At 70.8% G+C, this 21,456-nt stretch carries 20 protein-coding genes; 4 read left to right on the forward strand and 16 right to left on the reverse strand.

All coding sequences use genetic code 11. From position 1 onward, the window contains the following. Nucleotides 1-3 precede the first annotated feature (3 nt). Nucleotides 4-1,542: an MFS transporter gene (locus tag ACH4YP_RS20865; RefSeq protein WP_398491688.1), complete on the forward strand. Its 1,539-nt coding sequence runs from the start codon at nt 4-6 to the stop codon at nt 1,540-1,542. 33 nt (nt 1,543-1,575) lie between these two features. Here ACH4YP_RS20865 and ACH4YP_RS20870 read toward each other — a convergent pair whose 3' ends face one another. Together ACH4YP_RS20870 and ACH4YP_RS20875 are read right to left on the reverse strand one after the other, a co-directional pair. After that, a complete protein-coding gene (locus tag ACH4YP_RS20870) occupies nt 1,576-1,914 on the reverse strand; it encodes a DUF397 domain-containing protein (protein WP_361068282.1) in 339 nt (112 codons plus the stop codon). A 72-nt stretch (nt 1,915-1,986) separates the two neighbouring features. Continuing rightward, on the reverse strand, nt 1,987-2,886 hold the full coding sequence (locus ACH4YP_RS20875; RefSeq protein WP_361068279.1) for a helix-turn-helix transcriptional regulator: 900 nt from the start codon (nt 2,884-2,886) through the stop codon (nt 1,987-1,989). 468 nt (nt 2,887-3,354) lie between these two features. Here ACH4YP_RS20875 and ACH4YP_RS20880 point away from each other — a divergent pair, with 468 nt between their 5' ends. Then, on the forward strand, nt 3,355-3,483 hold the full coding sequence (locus ACH4YP_RS20880) for a hypothetical protein (RefSeq protein ID WP_257678097.1): 129 nt from the start codon (nt 3,355-3,357) through the stop codon (nt 3,481-3,483). Between the two features lie 202 nt (nt 3,484-3,685). On the opposite strand, the gene ACH4YP_RS20885 is transcribed toward ACH4YP_RS20880, so the two are convergent. The 14 genes from ACH4YP_RS20885 to hrcA form a co-directional block, all read right to left on the reverse strand. Continuing rightward, complete coding sequence (locus ACH4YP_RS20885) at nt 3,686-4,045, reverse strand: MmcQ/YjbR family DNA-binding protein (RefSeq protein ID WP_361068276.1); 360 nt, start codon at nt 4,043-4,045, stop codon at nt 3,686-3,688. Then, complete coding sequence (locus tag ACH4YP_RS20890) at nt 4,042-5,346, reverse strand: hemolysin family protein (protein ID WP_398491691.1); 1,305 nt, start codon at nt 5,344-5,346, stop codon at nt 4,042-4,044. Before ACH4YP_RS20890 ends, ACH4YP_RS20885 begins: the two co-directional genes overlap by 4 nt. Continuing rightward, nucleotides 5,343-5,843, reverse strand: a complete 501-nt coding sequence (gene ybeY / locus ACH4YP_RS20895; RefSeq protein ID WP_055612361.1) for an rRNA maturation RNase YbeY — start codon at nt 5,841-5,843, stop codon at nt 5,343-5,345. Before ybeY ends, ACH4YP_RS20890 begins: the two co-directional genes overlap by 4 nt. Before the next feature lie 12 nt (nt 5,844-5,855). Then, a complete protein-coding gene (locus tag ACH4YP_RS20900; RefSeq protein WP_361068270.1) occupies nt 5,856-6,914 on the reverse strand; it encodes a PhoH family protein in 1,059 nt (352 codons plus the stop codon). Between the two features lie 149 nt (nt 6,915-7,063). Then, a complete protein-coding gene (locus ACH4YP_RS20905) occupies nt 7,064-8,176 on the reverse strand; it encodes a carbohydrate kinase family protein (RefSeq protein ID WP_398491694.1) in 1,113 nt (370 codons plus the stop codon). A gap of 235 nt (nt 8,177-8,411) precedes the next feature. Next, nucleotides 8,412-9,404 (reverse strand): adenosine deaminase, encoded by a 993-nt coding sequence (locus ACH4YP_RS20910; RefSeq protein ID WP_398491696.1) that lies wholly within the window; start codon nt 9,402-9,404, stop codon nt 8,412-8,414. Between the two features lie 20 nt (nt 9,405-9,424). Further along, on the reverse strand, nt 9,425-10,330 hold the full coding sequence (locus ACH4YP_RS20915; protein WP_398491698.1) for a ribonuclease Z: 906 nt from the start codon (nt 10,328-10,330) through the stop codon (nt 9,425-9,427). A 32-nt stretch (nt 10,331-10,362) separates the two neighbouring features. Further along, the gene (locus ACH4YP_RS20920; RefSeq protein WP_361072956.1) at nt 10,363-10,716 is read right to left on the reverse strand and encodes a histidine triad nucleotide-binding protein; all 354 of its coding nucleotides are present in this window, start codon (nt 10,714-10,716) and stop codon (nt 10,363-10,365) included. 132 nt (nt 10,717-10,848) lie between these two features. After that, nucleotides 10,849-14,085 carry a S41 family peptidase gene (locus ACH4YP_RS20925; protein ID WP_398491700.1) on the reverse strand — a complete coding sequence of 1,079 codons (3,237 nt, stop codon included), beginning with the start codon at nt 14,083-14,085 and terminating at the stop codon, nt 10,849-10,851. Nucleotides 14,086-14,130: 45 nt separating this feature from the next. Continuing rightward, nucleotides 14,131-14,688 (reverse strand): hypothetical protein, encoded by a 558-nt coding sequence (locus ACH4YP_RS20930; RefSeq protein ID WP_361072963.1) that lies wholly within the window; start codon nt 14,686-14,688, stop codon nt 14,131-14,133. Between the two features lie 275 nt (nt 14,689-14,963). Next, on the reverse strand, nt 14,964-15,710 hold the full coding sequence (locus ACH4YP_RS20935) for a 16S rRNA (uracil(1498)-N(3))-methyltransferase (protein ID WP_361069633.1): 747 nt from the start codon (nt 15,708-15,710) through the stop codon (nt 14,964-14,966). After that, nucleotides 15,707-16,792: a nitronate monooxygenase gene (locus ACH4YP_RS20940; RefSeq protein WP_398491703.1), complete on the reverse strand. Its 1,086-nt coding sequence runs from the start codon at nt 16,790-16,792 to the stop codon at nt 15,707-15,709. Before ACH4YP_RS20940 ends, ACH4YP_RS20935 begins: the two co-directional genes overlap by 4 nt. Nucleotides 16,793-17,087: 295 nt before the next feature. Next, complete coding sequence (dnaJ, locus tag ACH4YP_RS20945) at nt 17,088-18,224, reverse strand: molecular chaperone DnaJ (protein ID WP_361069639.1); 1,137 nt, start codon at nt 18,222-18,224, stop codon at nt 17,088-17,090. After that, a complete protein-coding gene (gene hrcA / locus ACH4YP_RS20950; protein WP_361069665.1) occupies nt 18,225-19,241 on the reverse strand; it encodes a heat-inducible transcriptional repressor HrcA in 1,017 nt (338 codons plus the stop codon). Between the two features lie 247 nt (nt 19,242-19,488). On the opposite strand from hrcA, the gene ACH4YP_RS20955 reads away from it, so the two are divergent. Together ACH4YP_RS20955 and ACH4YP_RS20960 are read left to right on the forward strand one after the other, a co-directional pair. After that, a complete protein-coding gene (locus tag ACH4YP_RS20955; RefSeq protein WP_398491705.1) occupies nt 19,489-20,382 on the forward strand; it encodes an MBL fold metallo-hydrolase in 894 nt (297 codons plus the stop codon). A gap of 122 nt (nt 20,383-20,504) precedes the next feature. Then, nucleotides 20,505-21,308 (forward strand): DUF3097 domain-containing protein, encoded by an 804-nt coding sequence (locus ACH4YP_RS20960; RefSeq protein WP_398491707.1) that lies wholly within the window; start codon nt 20,505-20,507, stop codon nt 21,306-21,308. Nucleotides 21,309-21,456: the final 148 nt, after the last annotated feature.

Consider the following 21,456-nt stretch of genomic DNA (forward strand, 5'->3'; position numbering starts at 1 on the left):
CCCATGGCGATCGAATCCTCCTCACCCACCCCCGTGGACGAACGCAGGCACGAGAACGAGCAAGAACGCGAGCACGAGAACGGACGCGCGCACGAACACGAACACAGCTACCGGCACGAACCAACAGGCCGAGAACCGGCAGCCCCGACCCCCCGCCTCTCCACCCCTCCCCTCTCCGCCCCTGGCCTCTCCACCCGCGACAGACTCGTCCTCTTCGTCCTCTGCGCGGCCCAGTTCATGGTCGCCCTCGACTTCTCCGTGCTGAACGTGGCCCTGCCGGTTCTCGGCCAGGACCTGGGCATGAGCCAGTCGAACCTGCAGTGGGCGGTCACGGCGTTCGCCCTGCCGTCCGGCGGATTCCTGCTGCTCTTCGGACGGATGGGTGACCTGTACGGGCGCCGCAGGCTGTTCCTCGCCGGGCTCGCCCTCTTCGGCGCGGCCTCGCTGCTCGCGACCTTCGCCTGGGACCCGGCGTCCTTCCTGGCCGGACGGGCGCTGCAGGGCCTCGGCGCGGCGGCGATCGTACCGACGGGCATGTCGCTACTGACGACGACGTTCCCGGAGGGCCCGGCCCGCGACCGTGCCCTCGGCATCAGCGGCACCCTGCTCTCCCTCGGCTTCACCGTCGGCATGGTGGCGGGCGGGGTCCTGACCGACGCGTTCGGCTGGCGCTCCACGATGGGCCTGCTGACGCTCTTCGCCCTGATCGTGCTGCCCCTGGCACCGGCCCTGCTGCCGGAGTCCCGCCACACCGAGCGCCCCCGCCTGGACGTCCCGGGCGCGGTGACCGTCACCGGCGGCCTGCTCGCCCTGATCTACGCCCTGTCGACGGCGGCGGAACGCGGCTTCGGCAGCACGGACGTGATCGCGGCCCTGGTCGCCGGAGTCGCCCTGCTGGCGCTCTTCGGGTACGTCGAGTCGCGCACCGCTGAGCCCCTGGTCTCCCTGCCGATGCTGCGCCGCCGCACGGTGGCGTGGGGCAACCTGGGCGGCCTGGTCACCTTCTCGATGATGTCGACGGTGATCTTCGTCCTGACGCTCTACCTCCAGGAGACGCTGCACCTGTCGGCCTTCGAGACGGGCCTGGTCTTCGGCGTCGTGGGCGTGATGTCCGCGGTGGCGGGCACCTACGCCCCGAAGGTCATCGGCCGCCTCGGCGCCCGCCGCACACTGGTCGCCTCGCTCGCCGGCCAGGGCGCGTTCATCGCCTCCCTGCTCGCCCTCGGCACCGGCGGAGGGTCGATCTGGCTGGCCACGGCCGCGGTGTCACTTGCCTGCATGTGCCACCTGGGCGCGATCATCTCGTACGGACTGACCGTCACCTCGGGTGTCCCCGACCACGAACAGGGCCTCGCCACGGGCCTGGTGACCTCCACCCAGCAGGTCGGCATCACCGTCGGCATCCCGCTCCTCGGCATCCTGGCCACCACCTCCCCGAGCCTCCTCTCCGGCGTTCACACGGTGGTGGCACTGGACGCGGCGATCGTGCTGGGGGCGGCGGTCCTGGTCGCGCTGGGCCTGGGCCGAGCGCCGCGCCACTGACCGGGGCACGACGACGGCCCGCGCCGAAGTGCTTCAGGCGCGGGCCGTCGTATCGTGCGAAGGATGTGAGGTGTCTCGCGGCGACGGAGTCGCCATCAGGTCGAGGAAAGCACACCATGCCGTCGGCCCGAGGGCGACGACGCGGCCACGAGAGCGGACCGAGTCGCGCACCAGCACGGCTTCGCCGGTCCAGGCGACTTCGACGCAGTTGGTATCCGCCCCCTGGCTCGCGCTGCTCTTGCGCCATGCCCATGAGCCACCCACGCTTCTCCTCCAGCCCGGGTGCAAAGGGCCCACCACGGCTTCCCCTCGTACCGCTGGCGCGCGGGCAGGCAGCACCTCTCTCAGGATAGTGCGGGGCCAACCGGACATGGAGAGCTGAATCCCGCCAACATCCCTCACACCAACGCGAGTTGACGCCGTCGCCAGGCGGGGAGACCGCCGCTACTCCGCTTCGCTCTCCATAAGCGTTTCCAGGTCGTCGGATCCCTCGCCCATCCTGGCCGCGAGCCTGGGCAGCACGACACCGGCCTCGTCCTTGATGGCCAGGTCCTCCAGCTCCCAGAACGTCCCCAGATAACGCCCCGTCTCCTCGGCCGAGTTGCCGGCGTAGGTGCCGCCGCGAGGGTCTTCCAGATACAGCGAGTCCGGCATCTCCTCGGCCTCGAACTCGAAGAGCGTGAAGGGCCCCTGCATGGCCGGATGGGTGCCGATACTGAACGGGAGGACCTGGATGCTGATGTGCGGTTCGGCGGCCAGCTCGGCCAGCCGCTCCAGCTGGGCCCGCATCACCCCACGCCCGCCGACGCGCCTGCGCACGACCGACTCGTCGAGGATGAAGAACAGTTGACGCCCGCCTTCGGCGGACAGCACCTCCTGACGGGTGAGCCGCGCCTCGACGGCACGGTCCAGGGCCTCGTCGGAGACCCCCTTGTCATAGGCCGTCATCACGGAGCGCGCGTACTCCTCGGTCTGGAGGAGGCCGGGGATCACCAGAGAGCCGTAGTGCCGGATGATCGACGCCGCCGACTCCAGGGCAAGGAACTGGAGGAACTCCTTGCCGTACAAGTCCCGGAACTCCGTGAAGGGCATCTTCCGGCTGCCCCGGGCCAGATCGAGCAGGCCGTCGATCTTGCGCCGGTCACCGATCCCGTACGCCGCGAGAAGTGGGCGCAGGTCGTTGACCGAGATGCCGACCTCGCCCGCCTCGATACGGATCAGCTTGGAGGGGCTCCACTCCATCTTCGCCGCGACCTGGCGCTGTGTGAGATCGGCGGCGACACGTGCCCTGCGGAGCTCCGTACGCAGCCGTAGCCGCTGTAGTGCCGCACTTGGCGCGCTCACGATGGCTCCACCCCCAAACAGACCATCCGAGTTGCAACATAGCAGACTAGCATCTCACTCATCGAGTCCTTCCTGGCTGACAGTTTACTGGGCAGCCGAAAGGAACCTCGAATGACGCACATGGGTCGGCGATCAGCGGCGCTCCCTCCGGCAGTTTGCCGAACGCTACCTCGCTCCTAGCCATGAGGCTGAACGGAGGCGTCTCAACGGAGCAACCGGAATTCCTCATGACATCCGCCAACTCGCCGACAGTACTACCCATAAAGGGACCTTCAGGCTAGGCTGGCTCAAAGCAGTGGTGTACCCAACTGCCAAGCAGTGCAAGGAGGTTGATCGTCAGGCGACCGCACACGTCGGCTCACCCCATCGAGTGCCCTCTCCTTCACCGCCTCGGAACCACCCGTTCGTGGCTCACCGCGGTATCCACGACATCACGTGGAGCCGGGACCGAGGAAGGAGAACAGCCCCATGGCCGAAGAGCCGGACGGGCGTCGCAACATCCGCACGTGGGCCGAATGGGCGGTCATCGCCGCCCCCTGGGCCAGCCTCATCGCCGTGATCTACGAGATCATCGACGACTGGATCCTCCACGTGTGACACACACGTGGCCCCGACCTGAGGGGCCGGGGCCAGGTGAGGTGGACGCCAGTACAAAGTGTTCCACTCCGAGTCTCCTTGGACGGTGCCCGGAGTGGAGCCGTCTCGCTTCCACCGGTCCCCCCATTCTGCCGCCCCGCCCACGCGATGGCGAGCCCGCTGGAACAGGTTCCTGAAGCAGGCACGGCCGCCGTGCGCTCCTTCAGCTCCGGTCCAGCCGCAGCCGCTCCGACCGGGGCAGCCCCGCCACCACGAGGTCGTACGAGTCCTCGATGAGCTCCTTGACGAGCCGGTCGGGGAGCTCTCCGTCGGCCGTCACCGTGTTCCAGTGGCGCTTGTTCATGTGGTAGCCGGGGATGATCAGACCCTCGTGCTCGCCGCGCAGGCGCACCGCGTCATCGGGGTCGCACTTCAGGTTCACCGTGAGCGGCCGGGCGTCCAGACGGGTCAGGGCGAACACCTTCCCCAGCACCTTGAAGACCGAGAACTCCGGGGCGAAGGGGAAGTCCTCGACGGCCGCGTTGAAGGACAGACAGAACGTGCGCAGCTCCTGCGGGGTCACTCCGGCTTCTCCTCCTCCGAGGAGTCGGCCGCGCCCACGGGCTCGACCAACACCGTGACGATCTTGTTCCGGCGGCCGGCCGAGGCCTCCGCGGTCAGCCGCAGCTCACGCCCGTCGGGCAGCTCGACCACCGACGAGGCACTGGCGATGGGCACGCGGCCGAGTGCCTTCGCGAGGAGGCCGCCCACCGTCTCGACGTCCTCGTCGTCGTACGCCTCGAAGCCGTACAGCTCGCCGAGGTCACCGATGTCGAGCCGCGCGGTCACCCGGTAGCGGTCGTCGCCGAGGTCCTCCACGGGCGGCAGCTCACGGTCGTACTCGTCGGTGATCTCTCCGACGATCTCCTCGAGGATGTCCTCGATGGTGACGATTCCGGCCGTGCCGCCGTACTCGTCGATGACGACGGCGACGTGGTTGCGGTCCTGCTGCATCTCGCGCAGCAGATCACCGGCGTTCTTCGTGTCCGGGACGAAGGCCGCCGGCCTCATCGCCGTCGACACGAGCTCGCTCTCGGCGTCCCGGCTGATGTGCGTCTTTCTGGCCAGGTCCTTCAGATACACGATCCCGACGACGTCGTCCTCGTTCTCCCCGGTCACGGGGACGCGGGAGAAACCGGACCGCAGGGCCAGCGTCAGCGCCTGCCGGATCGTCTTGTAGCGCTCGATGACCACCAGGTCCGTACGCGGGACCATGACCTCCCGTACGAGCGTGTCGCCCAGCTCGAAGACGGAGTGCACCATGCGGCGCTCCTCGTCCTCGATGAGCGACTCCTTCTCCGCGAGGTCGACCATCGCCCGCAGCTCGGCCTCGGAGGCGAACGGGCCGCGCCGGAAGCCCTTGCCGGGCGTGAGCGCGTTGCCGATGAGGATCAGGAGGGGCGGGATCGGGCCCATGATCCTGGCGAGCGGAAGCAGGACGTACGCGGCCGCCGTGGCCGTGTTCAGCGGGTGCTGTCGGCCGATGGTGCGCGGGGAGACGCCGACCGCCACGTACGAGACGAGGACCATGACGCCGATGGCGACGGCCAGCGCCTCCCAGGTCTCGGCGAACTCCTGCAGACAGGCGTACGTGACGAGCGCGGCGGACGCCATCTCGCAGGCGACGCGCACCAGCAGCGCCACGTTCAGATAGCGGGTCGGGTCCGCGGCGACCTGGGCGAGCTTGGCGCTGCCGCGACGGCCGGACCGGACGGCCTCCTCGGCGCGGAAGCTGGAGACGCGGGCGAGACCGGCCTCCGCGCAGGCGGCGAGCCAGGCGACCACGACAAGGGTGATGGCGCCTACGACGAGTTGCGGGCTCATGAGACGGTCGGGGCCGGGGACGGGCCGGTCAGGCCCTTCTCCGCACGCCAGCCGTCCACGATGGCCGCCTGGAGACCGAACATCTCGGCCTTCTCGTCGGGCTCCTCGTGGTCGTAGCCGAGCAGATGCAGCACTCCGTGGACGGTGAGGAGCTGGAGCTCCTCGTCCATGGAGTGCTGCGTGTCGGCCTCCTTGCCCTGCCGCTCGGCGACCTCGGGGCAGAGCACGATGTCACCGAGCAGCCCCTGCGGCGGCTGCTCGTCGTCGTCCTTCGACGGCGGCCGCAGCTCGTCCATCGGGAACGACATCACATCCGTCGGACCGGGCAGGTCCATCCACTGGATGTGCAGCTGCTCCATGGCGTCGGCGTCCACGACGATCACCGAGAGCTCGGAGAGCGGGTGGATCCGCATCCGCGCGAGGGCATAGCGGGCGATGTCGAGGATCGCCTGCTCGTCGACCTCGGTTCCGGACTCGTTGTTGACGTCGATCGACATGGTCGCGCTGGTCTACTTCCGCTTGTTACGGGCGCCCTTGTGGGTGCCGTTCTCCGTACCGTTATCGCTGTCGTACTTCTCGTACGCGTCGACGATACGGCCGACCAGCTTGTGCCGTACGACGTCGGAGGACGTGAGGCGCGAGAAGTGGACGTCGTCGAGGCCCTCCAGGATGTCCTGCACCTGACGCAGCCCGGACTTCGAGCCGCTCGGCAGGTCGACCTGGGTGACGTCACCCGTGATCACGATCTTCGACTCGAAGCCGAGACGCGTGAGGAACATCTTCATCTGCTCGGGGCTCGTGTTCTGGGCCTCGTCCAGGATGATGAAGGCGTCATTCAGGGTCCTTCCCCGCATATACGCCAGCGGCGCCACCTCGATCGTCCCGGCCGCCATCAGCCGCGGGATCGAGTCCGGGTCGAGCATGTCGTGCAGTGCGTCGTACAGCGGGCGCAGGTAGGGGTCGATCTTCTCGTAGAGCGTGCCGGGCAGGAAGCCGAGGCGCTCTCCCGCCTCCACCGCGGGGCGGGTGAGGATGATGCGGTTGACCTGCTTGGACTGCAGTGCCTGCACGGCCTTGGCCATGGCGAGGTAGGTCTTGCCCGTGCCGGCGGGGCCGATGCCGAAGACGATGGTGTGCTTGTCGATGGCGTCGACGTACCGCTTCTGGTTGAGCGTCTTGGGGCGGATGGTGCGGCCGCGAGAGGACAGGATGTTCTGTGTGAGCACTTCGGCCGGGGTCTCCTGGCCGTCGCCCTCCCCGTTCTCGCTCGCCCTCAGCATGGCGATCGAGCGTTCCACTGCGTCCTCCGTCATCGGCTGTCCGGTGCGGAGCACCAGCATCATCTCGTCGAACAGGCGCTGGACGAGGGCCACTTCGCGGGCGTCGCCGACGGCGCTGATCTCATTGCCCCGGACGTGGATGTCGGCCGCCGGGAAGGCCTTCTCGATCACGCGCAGAAGGGCGTCTCCAGATCCCAGCACGGTCACCATGGGGTGCTTGGCCGGGACGGTGAACTGCGCTCGGGACTGCCCCTGCGCGGGGGTGTGAGCTGTGGGTGTCTGCGTCATGGGCCGGCTCTGTAGGCCTGCTCATCCTCCTCGGTGAGGCACGCTTGCCGGTACGGCAGCCTTGTGCTTCCAAGAGTACGACGGGGCACCGACAACGCCGTAGGACTTTTCGCCCGCACCGGTGGCCCCGGGCGAATCCGCCCGTGCCCTCACGCGGATCCGCCGAACCCGATCGTCGGTACCGCCCGCCTCAGGGGCCACGCCCGGCTCGTCTCCGGAAGGAGGGGTTCCAGGAAGGCGTACCGGCCGAGCGCCGCCGGATCCTGGTGGTCGTACGACTGCACACGCCGCCACCACCCCGCGATCTCCGACCAGCCGGGGGCGGACAGGGATCCCCCGAACTCCTGGACCGACAGGGCGGCGGTGAGGCCCGCGAAGGCGAGCCGGTCGGCCAGCGGCCAGCCGGCCAGGGTGCCCGTGACGAACCCGGCCACGAAGACGTCCCCCGCGCCGGTGGGGTCCATGGCCTCGACCTCGATGGCCGGAACCTCGGCGGTCTCCCCGGTCCTTCCGTCCACGGCGTACGCGCCCTCGGCACCGAGAGTGACGACGGCGAGCGGCACGTGCTCGGTGAGCGCGTGGGCGGCGGCGCGGGGGCAGGTGGCGCCCGTGTACCGCATGGCCTCCTGGGCGTTCGGCAGGAACGCCTCGCAGTGCGCCAGGTCGGGGAGGCCTGCGAGGTCCCAGCGGCCCGTGTCGTCCCAGCCGACGTCGGCGAAGATCCTGGTCCCCTTGCCCGCCGCCCCGGCGAGCCAGGGGGCGCGGATGCCGGGCGTGAGCGAGGCGACGGCCGCGCGTGCGCGGGGCGGGCAGTCCGGGGCGGGCTCCTCCGGGGGCGGCTCGTGGCCGTGGCTGACCATCGTCCGCTCGCCCTCGTACGCCATCGAGACGGTCACCGGGGAGTGCCAGCCCGGTACCGTGCGTGACGTGGAGAGGTCGATGCGTTCGCCCTGCTCCAGGGCGTCCCAGCAGTACTCGCCGTAGTGGTCGTCACCGAAGGCCGCCGCCAGGGACGTCCTGAGGCCGAGCCGGGCCAGTGCGGTCGCCATGTTCGCCACGCCGCCGGGGCTCGAACCCATGCCGCGGGCCCAGGACTCGGTGCCGCGGACCGGGGCGGAGTCGAGTCCGGTGAAGATGATGTCGAGGAAGACTGTGCCGGTGAGGTAGACGTCCCAGGGCGGGTCGTCCTGGGCGCGCAGCCCTGTGAGGGGGTCGACCTGGGCGGCCTGGCTGTGCCGTCCCTCTCCGTTGGACGCGGTCACGGTGCGCTCCCATGAGGTGGTGCGGAATCAGGCCAGTGTGCACCAATCGCACGACGGGGCGTGCCGGGTCACGCCGGGCCCAGACGGATTTCGCCCCGCCGCCCCTACCCGTTCCCGTCACTACTCGGGGGCTCCGCCCCCGAACCCCCGCTCCTCAAACGCCGGAGGGGCTGACTACCAGCCCGTCCGGCGTTTGAGGACGAGGCCGTTCAGGCCGAAGAAAAGCCCCGCTCCCCTACGGGAACTCGTACGCCTCCACCTCCGCGAGGTACCGCGCCCGCCGCTCCTCGTCGTGGTCGAGGAAGGACGCCACGAACGAGTTGCGGGCGAGGTCCCGCAACCGCTCGGAGGACAGCCCCAACGCCTCCCCCACGGCAAGGAAGTTGTCCCCGACGTACCCACCGAAGTACGCGGGATCATCGGAGTTGACGGTGCACAACAGCCCCGCGTCGAGCATCGCGGGCAACGGATGCTCCTCCAGGACGTCCACGGCCCGAAGCCGCACGTTGGACAGCGGACACAACGTCAACGGCACCCGCTCCCGCACGAGCCGAGCGACCAGCTCAGGATCCTCCATGCACCGCAGCCCGTGATCGATCCGCTCGACGCCGAGCACGTCGAGCGCCTCGGTGATGTAGGAGGGCGGCCCCTCCTCCCCCGCGTGGGCGACCCGCCGCAGCCCGAGCGCGGCGGCGGCCTCGTACACCTCACGGAACTTGACGGGCGGATGCCCGACTTCCGCGGAGTCGAGTCCGACGCCGACGATCCGGCCGAGGTACGGCTTCGCGGCCTGCAGCGTCTCCATCGCGGACTCGGCGGACTCGTCCCGCAGGAAGCACATGATCAGCCGGGTGGAGACCCCGTGCACGGTCTCGCTGCGGTCGAGCGCCCGCCCGAGCCCCTCCACGACGGTCCCGATCCCGACGCCCCGGGAGATGTGCGCCTGCGGATCGAAGAAGATCTCCGCGTGCCGCACCCCCTGCGCGGCGGCCCGCGCGAGATACGCGTCGGCGAGGTCGGCGAAGTCGTCCTCGGTCCGGAGCACGGCCATGAGCTCGTAGTACAGGTTCAGGAACGACTGCAGGTCCGAGAACTGATACGCCTTGCGGAGATCGTCGGTGTCCGCGTACGGGAGCGGGACACCATTGCGCGCGGCTAGCGCGAAGGCCAGCTCGGGCTCCAGGGTGCCTTCGATGTGCAGGTGCAGTTCGGCTTTCGGGATGGGCATCAAGGCATCGTACGGCCGTTTCATCTGCGCTTCGGAACCGGCACCCGCAGCAGATCGTGCGCCACCGTCAGCTCCCCCTCGAACCCGGCGGCCCGTGCCTGCCGCTCGAACTCGGCGGGATCGTCGTACCGCTGGCTGAAGTGCGTGAGCACGAGATGCCGTACGCCCGCGGCCCGGGCCACCGCTCCCGCCTGACCTGCCGTCAAGTGACCGTGGTCGACGGCGAGTTTGACGTCCCCGTCCAGGAACGTCGACTCGATGACGAGCATGTCGCAGCCCTCCGCGAGCGCGTACACCCCGTCGCACAGCCGGGTGTCCATGACGAACGCGAACCGCTGCCCGCGCCGCGCCTCGCTGACGTCGTCGAGCGACACCTCCCCCAGCGCGCCCTCCCGCTGGATCCGCCCCACGTCCGCCCCCTTGATCCCGTACGAGGCGAGCCGCTCGGGCAGCATCCGCCGCCCGTCGGGCTCGACGAGCCGGTAGCCGTACGACTCGACGGGGTGGGAGAGCTTGCGGGCCTCCAGCGTGTACGACGCCGTGGACGCGAGGACGCCGTCGGAGTCGACCGGCGCCTCGGTGAGCGGGACCGTCTCGCGGTAGGCGGTCGAGTACCGCAGCCGGTCGTAGAACCGCTGCCCGGAGCGCGGGAAGTGGGCGGTGATCTCGTGCGGCACCCGGTCGAGGTTGATCCGCTGGATCACCCCGGCGAGGCCGAGGGAGTGGTCGCCGTGGAAGTGCGTGACGCAGATCCGGTGGAGGTCGTGCGCGGCGGCCCCGGCGCGCAGCATCTGCCGCTGCGTGCCCTCGCCGGGGTCGAAGAGGATGCCCTCGCCGTCCCAGCGCAGCAGATAGCCGTTGTGGTTGCGGTGCCGGGTGGGCACCTGGCTGGCGGTGCCGAGGACCACCAATTCGCGTACGGACACGTCGAGTTACCCGAGTTTCCCTGGCGCCGCGACTAGCCCGGGGGCCACTGCATGCCGCGGCCGCCCAGCACGTGGGCGTGCGCGTGGAAGACGGTCTGGCCCGCCCCGCTGCCGGTGTTGAAGACGATGCGGTAGCTGTCGAGCTTCTCCTCGGCGGCGACCTCACCGGCCTCACGCACGACGTCGGCGAGGATCGCCGGTTCGGCGATCGCGAGGGAGGCGGCGTCCGGGTGGTGGACCTTCGGGATCACCAGGACGTGGATGGGTGCCTGCGGGTTGATGTCCCGGAAGGCGACGGTCGTTTCGGTCTCACGGACGACGGTCGCCGGGATCTGCCCCCCGACAATCTTGCAGAACAGACAGTCCTGCTTCGCTGCGCCTGCCATGCGTGGCTCCTCACGCTGGATGATCGTTGCCCCGGCATGGTACCGAGGGCCCCACACACACGTGCCCCCTTAGGCGCGCGGGGAACTCCACCACCAGCCCCCGCGCACCCGCACCCGACGAACCCGAGTCGCCTACGAACCCGGCAACAGCGGAGGCGTCCTCGCCGGGTTCTCCTCCAGCGCCGCCAGCGCGATACGAATCGCCTCGTCGAGCTGCACATCACGCCCGGCCGCGTAGTCCTGCGGCGCCTGGACCACCTCGACGTCCGGGTCGACGCCGTGGTTCTCCACGCCCCACTCGTAACCCTCGAGCCAGAACGCGTACTTGGGCTGGGTGACGAGCGTCCCGTCGACCAGCCGGTACCGGCTGTCGATCCCGACGACACCACCCCACGTACGCGTACCGACGACCGGGCCGATGCCGAGGGCCTTGATCGCGGCGTTCACGATGTCGCCGTCCGAGCCGGAGAACTCGTTGGCGACGGCGACGACGGGCCCGCGCGGCGCGTCCTCCGGATAGCTGGTGGGCCGCATGCCGCGCGCGAGGTCCCAGCCGACGATGCGCCGGGCGAGTTTCTCGACGACCAGCTGGGAGGTGTGGCCGCCGCGGTTCTCGCGGACGTCCACGACGAGGCCCTCGCGGGCGACCTCGATCCGCAGGTCGCGGTGGATCTGGGCCCAGCCGGGCGCCTGCATGTCGGGCACGTGCAGATAGCCGAGCCGGCCGCCGGACCTCTCGTGGACGTAGGCACGCCGGTCGGCGACCCACGCGTGGTAGCGCAGCGGTTCCTCGTCGGAGATCGGTACGACGACGGCGTGCCGCGGATCGCCGCCGCCCGCAGGGGACACGGTGAGCTCGACGGCCTTGCCCGCCGTGCCGACGAGCAGCGGTCCGGGCCCGGTCACCGGGTCGACGGGCCGCCCGGAGACGGCCACGATCGCGTCCCCGGCGCGTACGGCGACCCCGGGCGCGGCGAGCGGCGACTGCGCTTCGGGGTCGGAGGTCTCCGAGGGCAGGATGCGGTCGATGCGCCACTGCGGCGAGCCCTGCGGGCCGTCCTCGTGGCGGGAGATGTCGGCGCCGAGCAGCCCCTGCCGCTCGCCGCCGCCGTAGCCGCCGCGCGGCATGACGTACGCGTGCGAGGTGCCGAGTTCGCCCTGCACCTCCCACAGCAGGTCGACCAGGTCGTCGTGGGTGGCGACCCGTTCGAGCACGGGCCGGTACCGGTCCAGTACGCCGTCCCAGTCGGTGCCGCCCAGGTCGGGGCGCCAGAAGTTGTCGCGCATGAGGCGGCCGGTCTCGTCGTACATCTGCCGCCACTCGGCGGCCGGGTCGACGGTCTGGCGGATGCGCGACAGGTCGACGGTGATGTTCGTGTCGCTCTCGTCGTCGAGCGAGGCTCGCCGGTCGCTCGGTACGACCTTGAGCTTTCCGTCGGTCCACAGCAGGATCCGCTTGCCGTCGCCGGTGACCATGAAGCCGTCGGCGTCCGAGGCGAGATGCTCCATGCGCTGCTGGGCGAGGTCGTAGCGCTCCAGGTCGGTCTTCGGGTCCGGGTCGTCCGGGGTGGCGCGGGAGGCGCCGAGCACGCCCCGTACGGGGTGCCGCAGCCACAGCAGCCCTTCCTTGGCGGCCCGCAGTCCGGAGTAGCGGGCGGCCTCGACGGGGAACGGCACGATGCGGTCGCCGAGCCCTTCGAGGTCGATCCGTGTCGCCGGGGAGCCCTCGCTGTCGGGCGTCTCGTCCTTGTCGGGCGCCTCGAAGGGCCGGCCGTGCCGCTGTGGCCCGAAGGGCGAGGGGGTGGTCGCGGCGAGGGTGATGAGATGCGGCCGCGAGCCCCCGACGAAGGCCAGGTCGAAGACGTGCTCGTCGTAGACGGGGTCGAAGGACCGCGCCGACAGGAAGGCCAGATGCTTCCCGTCGAGCGTGAACGCCGGCGCGTAGTCCCGGAATCGGAGCGGCGTCGCCTCGGTCACGGACAGGTCCGCGGTGTTGGCGAGCTTGAGCTGGCGCAGCGGTCGCGGGCCGGGGTGCGACCAGGCGAGCCAGGCCGAGTCGGGCGAGAAGGCGAGCCCGGAGACCTCGCCGTCCTCGCTGCGGTCGACCTCCCGCACCTCGCCGGTCTCCCGCTCGACGAGCAGTACGCGTCCGTCGTGCGAGGCGACCGCGGCGCGACTGCCGTCCGGCGCCACCGCGAGCCCGAGCACCCGCCCGAGCTGTCCGGCGGCGAGCCGTCGCGGGGTGGCGCCCGGCGCGACACCGGTGGCGGGCGCGAACTCAAGAGCGTCATCACCCTCGGCGTCCGTCACCCACACGACATGCTCCTCGCCGTCCGCGCGGAAGGTGCGCGGCAGCCGGGCCCGTACGCCCTGTTCGGCGGCGAGTGCGCGGGCCGGGCCCGAGCGGTGGGTGACCCAGTGGACGGCTCCGCGTACGGCGACGGCGCTGCCGCGTCCGGTGTGGTCGGGCGCGGCGGCGCCGAACCAGCGGGCCGCGCTCACGGAATGCGGCTGCAGATCGACGCGCTGTCCGCCGAGCCGGACGTCGAGCCGCCGCGGCTCGGCCCCGTCGAGGTCGTCGAGGATCCACAGCTCACCGGCGGAGGCGTAGACGACGCGCGTCCCGTCGGTGGAGGCGTGGCGGGCGTAGAACCCGTCAACTCCCGTGTGCCGCCGCAGATCCGACCCGTCGGCGAGGGAGGAGTACACGGCCCCCACACCCTCGTGATCGGAGAGGAAGACGACCCGCTCCCCGACCCACGAGGGGTACTCCAGATTCCCGTCCAGGTCGGCGTGCAGCCGTACGAACTCGCCGGCCTCCCCCGCCTCCCGGTCGATCCACAGCTTGCCGGCCGTGCCGCCCCGGTACCGCTTCCACCAGGCGGCCTCACGGCCCATGGGTGCGGACAGCAGGAGTGTGCCGGGGCCGCCCCGGGCCACATCGCCGACAGGCCCGTACGGGAGGGTGGTTGCCGGGCCGCCGTCGAGCGGGATCGCCCGGGCCCAGCTGCGGCGCAGGCTCGCCTGGCCCTGTGTGCTGAGCGCGAGGACCTCGCCCTCCGGGGTCCAGCCGCGCACCTGGGTCTTCCAACTCCCCCAGTACGTGAGGCGTTTGGTGGAACCGCCGTCGACGGGGGCGATATGCACCTCGGGTGCCCCGTCGCGGGTGGAGGTCCAGGCGACGGTCGTTCCGTCCGGGGAGATGCGGGGATGGTTCACCGGCACGTTGTCGGCGCTGACCCGCCAGGCACGGCCGCCGTCGAGCGGCGCGACCCAGACGTCGTCCTCGGCGGTGAAGGCGATCAACTCGCCGTGCAGATGCGGGTACCGGAGATACGGGGCAGATGCGGCGGATGCGGTCTGTGTCACCCGATCACCCTATGCAGCGGTCCTGTCCACGACCAGAGCTTTCGATCACTTGCCCTGGAAGCACGAGCAGGTGGGGTGCGGGTACTCGGTGACGGTCCTCGTGACCGTGACGGTCGCCCCGGGCCGCTCGGGCGGTGGGGTCGTATCGTGATCGACGGGCGGTGTCCACGGCTTCGTCGTACCCGGCGTGCCCGCCCTGCAGTTCCCGAGCACGTCCACCCGGAACCACTCCTTGCCGCCCACCCTGGCGGTCAGATCACCCCGTACGCAGGTCCCGTTGACCTCCTGTGTCACCTTGCCCTTGATGGTGATCTCCCGCCCGTCCTTCTCCTCCCCGGCACAGTCGACGGTCGCGACACTCCGCGCGCCGGTCGAACTCCCCGCCGTCTGGCCCTTGTCGCCGTACGAGGCCGTGCAGCTGAGCCACTGGACGTCGACGCCCTGTTTCTCCAGCTCGCGGGTTCCTGTCTGGTCGGTCGTGATCGCCACCGCGGCGGCGCTGATTCCGTTGCCGGGTTCACACGCGACCGCGCCGAACACGGCCACGGCCGCGACGCCGGCCGCGACCGGTCCTCGTCGCCGTATCCGCCTCAATGCCCCCATAGACGGCAGCGTGCCACCCTCGAGCGAAGCTCGATAGACCGCATGCGGCCATGATTTCGCCCCCGCCGCCCCTACCCGTCCCGTCCCTGGGGGCTGCGCCCCCAGACCCCCCTGTCGCGCTGGCGCGCTCGTCCTCAAACGCCGGACGGGCTGAGTGTGTCGGCCCGGGCCGCGAAATTCTTAGCCCCTCCGGCGTTTGAGGAGCGGGGGTTCGGGGGTGGAGCCCCCGAGTAGTGACGGGAATGGGTAGGGGCGGCGGGGGCTAACCCCGTTCGTCAGGACCAGCGGCCCGTGCGGGTCAGGAGCAGGGCCGTCGCCGCCGTGCCTGCCGTGGAGGTCCGCAGGACGCTGCGCCCCAGCCGGCAGGCCTTCGCCCCCGCCTGGGTGAAGGCCGCCAACTCCTCGGGAGAGACCCCGCCTTCGGGCCCGACGACGAGCACGATCCGCCCGGAGGAAGGGAGTTCGGCGGAAGCGAGCGGCTCGCTCCCGTACTCCCGGTCCTCGTGCAACACCACCCCAAGCTCCGCTTCGGCGAGAAACGCGGCAACCTGCTTGGTGGTCATCGCGTCCGCGACCCGCGGAAACCGCACCCGCCGCGACTGCTTGCCCGCCTCACGCACGGTGGCCCGCCACTTCCCGAGCGCCTTGAGTCCCCGCTCGCCCTTCCACTGCGTGATGCAGCGGGACGCGGCCCACGGGACGATCTCGTCGACACCGGTCTCCGTCATGGTCTCGACGGCGAGTTCACCGCGGTCACCCTTGGGGAGGGCCTGGACGACGGTGATACGGGGAGCCGGCTCGGGCTCCTCAAGTACTCCGGCGATGTCCGTCACCACGAGCCGGTCCTTGCCCTCGGCCGCCTTGACGACGCCCTCGGCCCAGCGCCCGTGCCCGTCGGTGAGGACGACGTCCTCGCCGGGCTGCAGCCGCCGCACCGACACCGCGTGCCGTCCCTCGGGGCCGTCGAGGACGAACTCGGGCCCGCCCGGCACCACATCCACCACGAACACCGGCGCGGTCAACGGACCGGCCCCGCGCCCGAGTTGGACGACAACGCTGTCTTCGCGGCGGCGAGTTCGGCCGCGAGAACCTCGACCAGCTGTCCGGCGGGCAGCTCGCGCGCGAGCCGGTGGCCCTGTCCCGCCCACAGCGCCATCCCCTGCGCGTCCCCCGCCTTGGCCGCGGCCTTGCGCAGGGGGGAGGTGAGGTGGTGGACCTCGGGGTAGGCGGCGGGCGCGTACGGCCCGTGCTCGCGCATGAAGCGGTTCATCAGCCCCCGCGCGGGCCGGCCGGAGAAGGCGCGCGTCAACTCCGTACGTACGAAGAGGGGGTTGGTCAGTGCCTGCTTGTGCACGGCGTTGGCGCCGGACTCGGGGGTGGCGAGGAACGCCGTGCCGAGCTGGGCGGCGCTCGCGCCCGCGGCGAGCGCGGCGGCGATCTGGCTGCCGCGCATGATGCCGCCGGCCGCGACGATCGGGATCTGCACGGTCTCGCGGACCTGTGCGATCAGCGAGAGCAGTCCGATGCCCGAGCCGTCGGTCTCCGGGTTGTCGCGGTGGGTGCCCTGGTGGCCGCCGGCCTCGACGCCCTGCACGATCACCGCGTCGGCGCCCGCCCACTGCACGGCCTGCGCCTCCTCGGCGGTGGTCGCCGTGACGAGGGTCAGCGTGCCGGCCCGGCTCAGGGAGTCCAGGACGTCACGCGTGGGGCAGCCGAAGTGGAAGGAGACGACCGGTACCGGGTTGTCGAGGAGTACGGCGAGCTTGGCGTCGTATCCGTCGTCGCGTCCGCTGTCGGGGTCGCCCAGTTCGGTCTCGTACCAGGAGGCCTCGCCGGCGAGTTGGTGGGCGTAGACCTCGACCGCGGCCGCGTCGGCGTACTCGGGCTGCGGCATGAACAGGTTCACGCCGAACGGGCGGCTCGTGGTGCCCCGCAACTGCTTGATCTCCTGGTACATGCCGTCGGCCGTTTTGTAGCCGGCGGCGAGGAAACCGAGCCCCCCGGCTTCGGACACGGCCGCTGTGAGCTGCGGCACGGAGACGCCGCCCGCCATGGGGGCCTGCACGATCGGGAGTGGGAAGAGATCGGTCAGCGCGGAGGACATGACGGCATGTTGTCACGTCCTCCGTACAAGTCCGAATCCGGCCTTCCCTCGGGCATAAGCCACGGGAATCAGGCCGCGGGGCGGTTTCCCCTTCGGCCTGAACGGCCTCGTCCTCAAACTCCCCCACTCTCGGCTTCGCTCGAGCGGGGGGACCCCCACGACGGGCTGAAGGTGTCGGCCCGGGCCGCGAAGTCTTCAGCCCCTCCGGCGTTTGAGGAGCGGGGGTTCGGGGGCTGGCCCCCGAGACGGGACGGGAAGGGGCGGCGGGGGCGAAACAAACCCCCCGCACAACCCCTCAGCGACCGTTGAACGCGTCCTTCAGCCTGGAGAACAGCCCCTGCTGCCCGGGTTGAAACTGACCCGTGGGCCGCTCCTCCCCCCGAAGCTGCGCCAACTCCCGCAGCACCCTCTCCTGCTCGGGATCAAGCTTGCTCGGCGTCATGACCTCGACATGCACGATGAGATCCCCGCGCCCGCCACCGCGAAGGTGCGTGATCCCGCGCCCGTGCAACGGAACCGACTGCCCGGACTGGGTCCCCGGACGGATGTCGATCTCTTCCATCCCGTCGAGCGTCTCCAGCGGAACCTTCGTCCCGAGAGCCGCCGCGGTCATCGGAATGGTGACCGTGCAGTGCAGGTCGTCACCGCGCCGCTGGAAGGTGGAGTGCGCGACCTCGTGGATCTCGACGTAGAGGTCACCGGCGGGACCGCCGCCGGGCCCGACCTCACCCTCGCCCGCGAGCTGGATCCGCGTGCCGTTGTCGACACCGGCGGGAATCTTCACGGTCAGGGTCCGCCGCGAGCGGACCCGCCCGTCACCGGCGCACTCGGGGCACGGCGTCGGAACGACCGTCCCGAACCCCTGGCACTGCGGACACGGCCGGGACGTCATGACCTGGCCCAGGAAGGACCGGGTGACCTGGGACACCTCACCGCGCCCGCGGCACATGTCACAGGTCTGCGCGGAGGTGCCGGGCGCCGCGCCCTCGCCACTGCACGTCGTACACACGACGGCCGTGTCGACCTGGATGTCCTTCGTCGTGCCGAAGGCCGCCTCGTCGAGGTCGATCTCCAGCCGGATCATCGCGTCCTGGCCGCGCCGCGTGCGCGACCGCGGGCCCCGCTGCGACGCCGTGCCGAAGAAGGCGTCCATGATGTCCGAGAAGTTCCCGAACCCGCCGGCGCCGAAGCCACCCGCGCCCTGGCCGCCCGCCTGGGACAGCGGGTCACCGCCGAGGTCGTAGACCTGCTTCTTCTGCGGGTCCGACAACACCTCGTACGCGGCGTTGATCTCCTTGAAGCGCTCTTGCGTCTTCGGATCGGGATTGACGTCCGGATGCAGCTCGCGTGCGAGCCGCCGGAATGCCTTCTTGATCTCGTCCTGGGACGCGTCGCGGCGCACGCCGAGTACGGCGTAGTAGTCCGTGGCCACTTACGACTCCGCCAGGATCTGTCCTACGTACCGTGCCACCGCTCGTACCGCTCCCATCGTTCCGGGGTAATCCATGCGCGTCGGTCCGACGACGCCAAGTTTTGCTACTGCCTCGACGCCCGAACCGTAGCCGACCGAGACGACGGACGTGGAGTTGAGTCCCTCATGGGCGTTCTCGTGACCGATCCGTACGGCCATGCCCGAATCATTGACCTCACCAAGGAGTTTGAGGAGAACGACCTGCTCCTCAAGTGCCTCCAGGACCGGACGGATGGTGAGGGGAAAGTCATGTCCGAAGCGGGTGAGATTGGCGGTGCCGCCGATCATCAGCCGCTCCTCGGTCTCCTCGACGAGAGTCTCCATGAGGGTGGAGAGCACCGTCGCGACCGTACCCCGGTCGTCCGACTCGAACGCGTCGGGGAGATCCTGCACCAGCTGCGGGACGTCCGCGAAACGGCGGCCCGCGATCCGGCTGTTGAGCCGCGCGCGCAGATCCGCCACGGAGGCCTCCCCGAAGGGAGCCGGACAGTCCACCATGCGCTGCTCGACCCGGCCGGTGTCCGTGATCAGTACGAGCATGACTCGGGCCGGGGCCAGCGCCAGCAGCTCCACATGACGCACGGTCGAACGCGTCAGGGACGGGTACTGCACGACGGCGACCTGCCGGGTGAGCTGCGCGAGGAGCCGGACGGTCCGCCCCACGACGTCGTCGAGGTCGACGGCGTTGTCGAGGAAGCTGTGGATCGCCCGCCGCTCCGGCGCGGTCATCGGCTTGACGCCCGCGAGTCTGTCGACGAAGAGGCGATAGCCCTTGTCCGTGGGGATACGGCCGGCGCTGGTGTGCGGCTGGGCGATGTAGCCCTCGTCCTCCAGCACGGCCATGTCGTTACGGACGGTCGCCGGGGAGACGCCCAGCCGGTGGCGCTCCGTGAGCGCCTTGGAACCGACCGGCTCCTCGGTGCCCACATAGTCCTGGACGATGGCGCGCAGCACTTCGAGCCTGCGTTCACTGAGCATCGCGCACACCTCCAGCTGGTCTTCCCCGCGGTCTTCGATCATCCTCGATCGCCTTGCCTGGCACTCAGCGTGCGCGAGTGCCAGCATCCCCGGGCCAAGTGTACGGCCGCTGGGCACGACCCGGGCAAGGCCGTCCCCGCGATGTCACGACGACGTGTACGGGCCTGTCCCGCTCTGTCCCGACTACTGTCCGCTGCCGCCCGCTGCTGTCCGCGCACTTCACGGGGCGTAGAGCTAGCGTCGGCGTATGAGGGTGACTTGGGAAGAGGCCGGGTGGGAGGAACTGGGTCCGCGTGTGGGGCGCTGCCGGCTTCCGGTGTGGGACTGCACGGCGGGGCTCGTGGTGGGCGAGAGTGCGGCGCTCATGATCGACGCGGGGTCGGGGCCCCGGGAGGGCGCGCGGCTGCGTACGGAGGCGCGGCGGTTGCTCGGGGGCGGGCGGGTCACCCATCTCGCGCTCACCCACCCGCATTTCGACCATGTCTTCGGCGCGGCGGCGTTCGCGGGGGCCGAGGTCTTCGGAGCGGCGGGTCTTGAGCGGGTGCTCGTCGACGGACGGGACGAGTTGCGGGCGGACGCCGTACGCAACGGCGCCGACCCCAGCGAGGCGGCCGACGCGGCGGACCTGCTAGTCCACCCCCGGCACCTCGTCTCCGGCGAGAGGACCCTCGACCTGGGCGGCGGAGTCCGGGTCCTACTGGCGAACGTGGGCCCCGGCCACACGTCCCACGACCTGGCGGTTCTGGTCCACGGCGAGCTGGGGGACGTCGGGGGCAGGGGAGGTTCGGCAGGCCCGGGAGACCTCGGAGGCCCGGCAGGTCCGGCAGGTCCGGCAGGCTCGGCAGGCCCCGGAGGCCCGGCGGGCCCCAGCAGCCCCGGTGGTCCCAGTGGCCCCAGCCGCCCCAGCGGTCCCGGGACCGGCTCGCCGAGGATCGTCTTCTGCGGTGACCTCGTCGAGGAGTCCGGCGAACCCCAGGCGGGCCCCGACGCCGTCCCCGCCCGCTGGCCCGCGGCCCTGGACCGGCTGCTGGAGCTCGGGGGCGAGGACGCGGTGTACGTGCCCGGCCACGGGGCGGCGGTCGACGCCGGCTTCGTACGGGCCCAACGGGACGCGCTGGCACGGCGTTTCGGCGTGTCGTAGGGAGCTCGTGGGTCTGTCTCGCAGGAGGCTCGTCGGCGAGGCCCGGGCGCCTGTCGGCAGGTCGCGGGAGGCTCGGTGTGCCGGGCGGGTACCTTCTCCTGTCGTCATCTATCGTCATCCGAATGCGCCAGTACTCAGCGGACCTGACCCCTCCGTGGAAGAAGCCCAAGCCCGTGCCCGAGGTGGCGGCGGAGCCGGGGCTCGTGGTCGAGGAGCCCGGGACCGGGTTCTGCGGTGCCGTGATCCGCTGCGAGGCGGGGACGGTCACGCTGGAGGACCGCTTCGGCAAACACCGGGTGTTTCCGCTGGAGCCTCGGGGGTTCCTGCTGGAGGGGCGCGTGGTGACGCTGGTGCGCCCGTCGTCCGCACCCGTACGCCCAAGTCGTACGGCTTCCGGTTCGGTTGCCGTGCCCGGGGCCCGGGCACGGGTCGCCCGGGCGGGGCGCATCTACGTCGAGGGGCGGCACGACGCGGAACTGGTCGAGCGGGTCTGGGGTGACGACCTCCGGATCGAGGGTGTCGTCGTCGAGTACCTGGAGGGCATCGACGATCTGCCCGCCATCGTCGACGAGTTCGGTCCCGGGGCGGACGCGCGGCTGGGGGTGCTGGTCGACCATCTCGTGCCCGGCACGAAGGAGTCGCGGATCGCGGAGGCCGTGACGAGCGAGTACGCGCTTGTCGTGGGGCATCCGTACATCGACGTCTGGGAGGCCGTGAAGCCGGCCTCCGTCGGCATTCCCGACTGGCCCCGTGTGCCGCGGGGGCAGGACTGGAAGACTGGGGTGTGCCGGGCCCTGGGCTGGCCCGACAACACGGGTGCCGCGTGGCAGCGCATTCTCGGCTCGGTCCACTCCTACCGAGACCTGGAGCCGGAGCTGCTGGGCCGCGTGGAGGAACTGATCGACTTCGTCACGGCACCGGAGTGAGCGGGGCGGCCGCAGGGCTTCCCCTGGGGGCCGACGCCCCCAGACCCCCACTGAAATTCAGCCCCTCCGGCGTTTGAGGAGCGGGGGTTCGGGGGCGGAGCCCCTGAGTAAGGGAAGGGAATGGGTAGGGGCGGCGGGGGCGAGAAAA

The sequence above is a fragment of the Streptomyces sp. NPDC020747 genome (assembly GCF_044334695.1).
Lineage (GTDB): Bacteria > Actinomycetota > Actinomycetes > Streptomycetales > Streptomycetaceae > Streptomyces.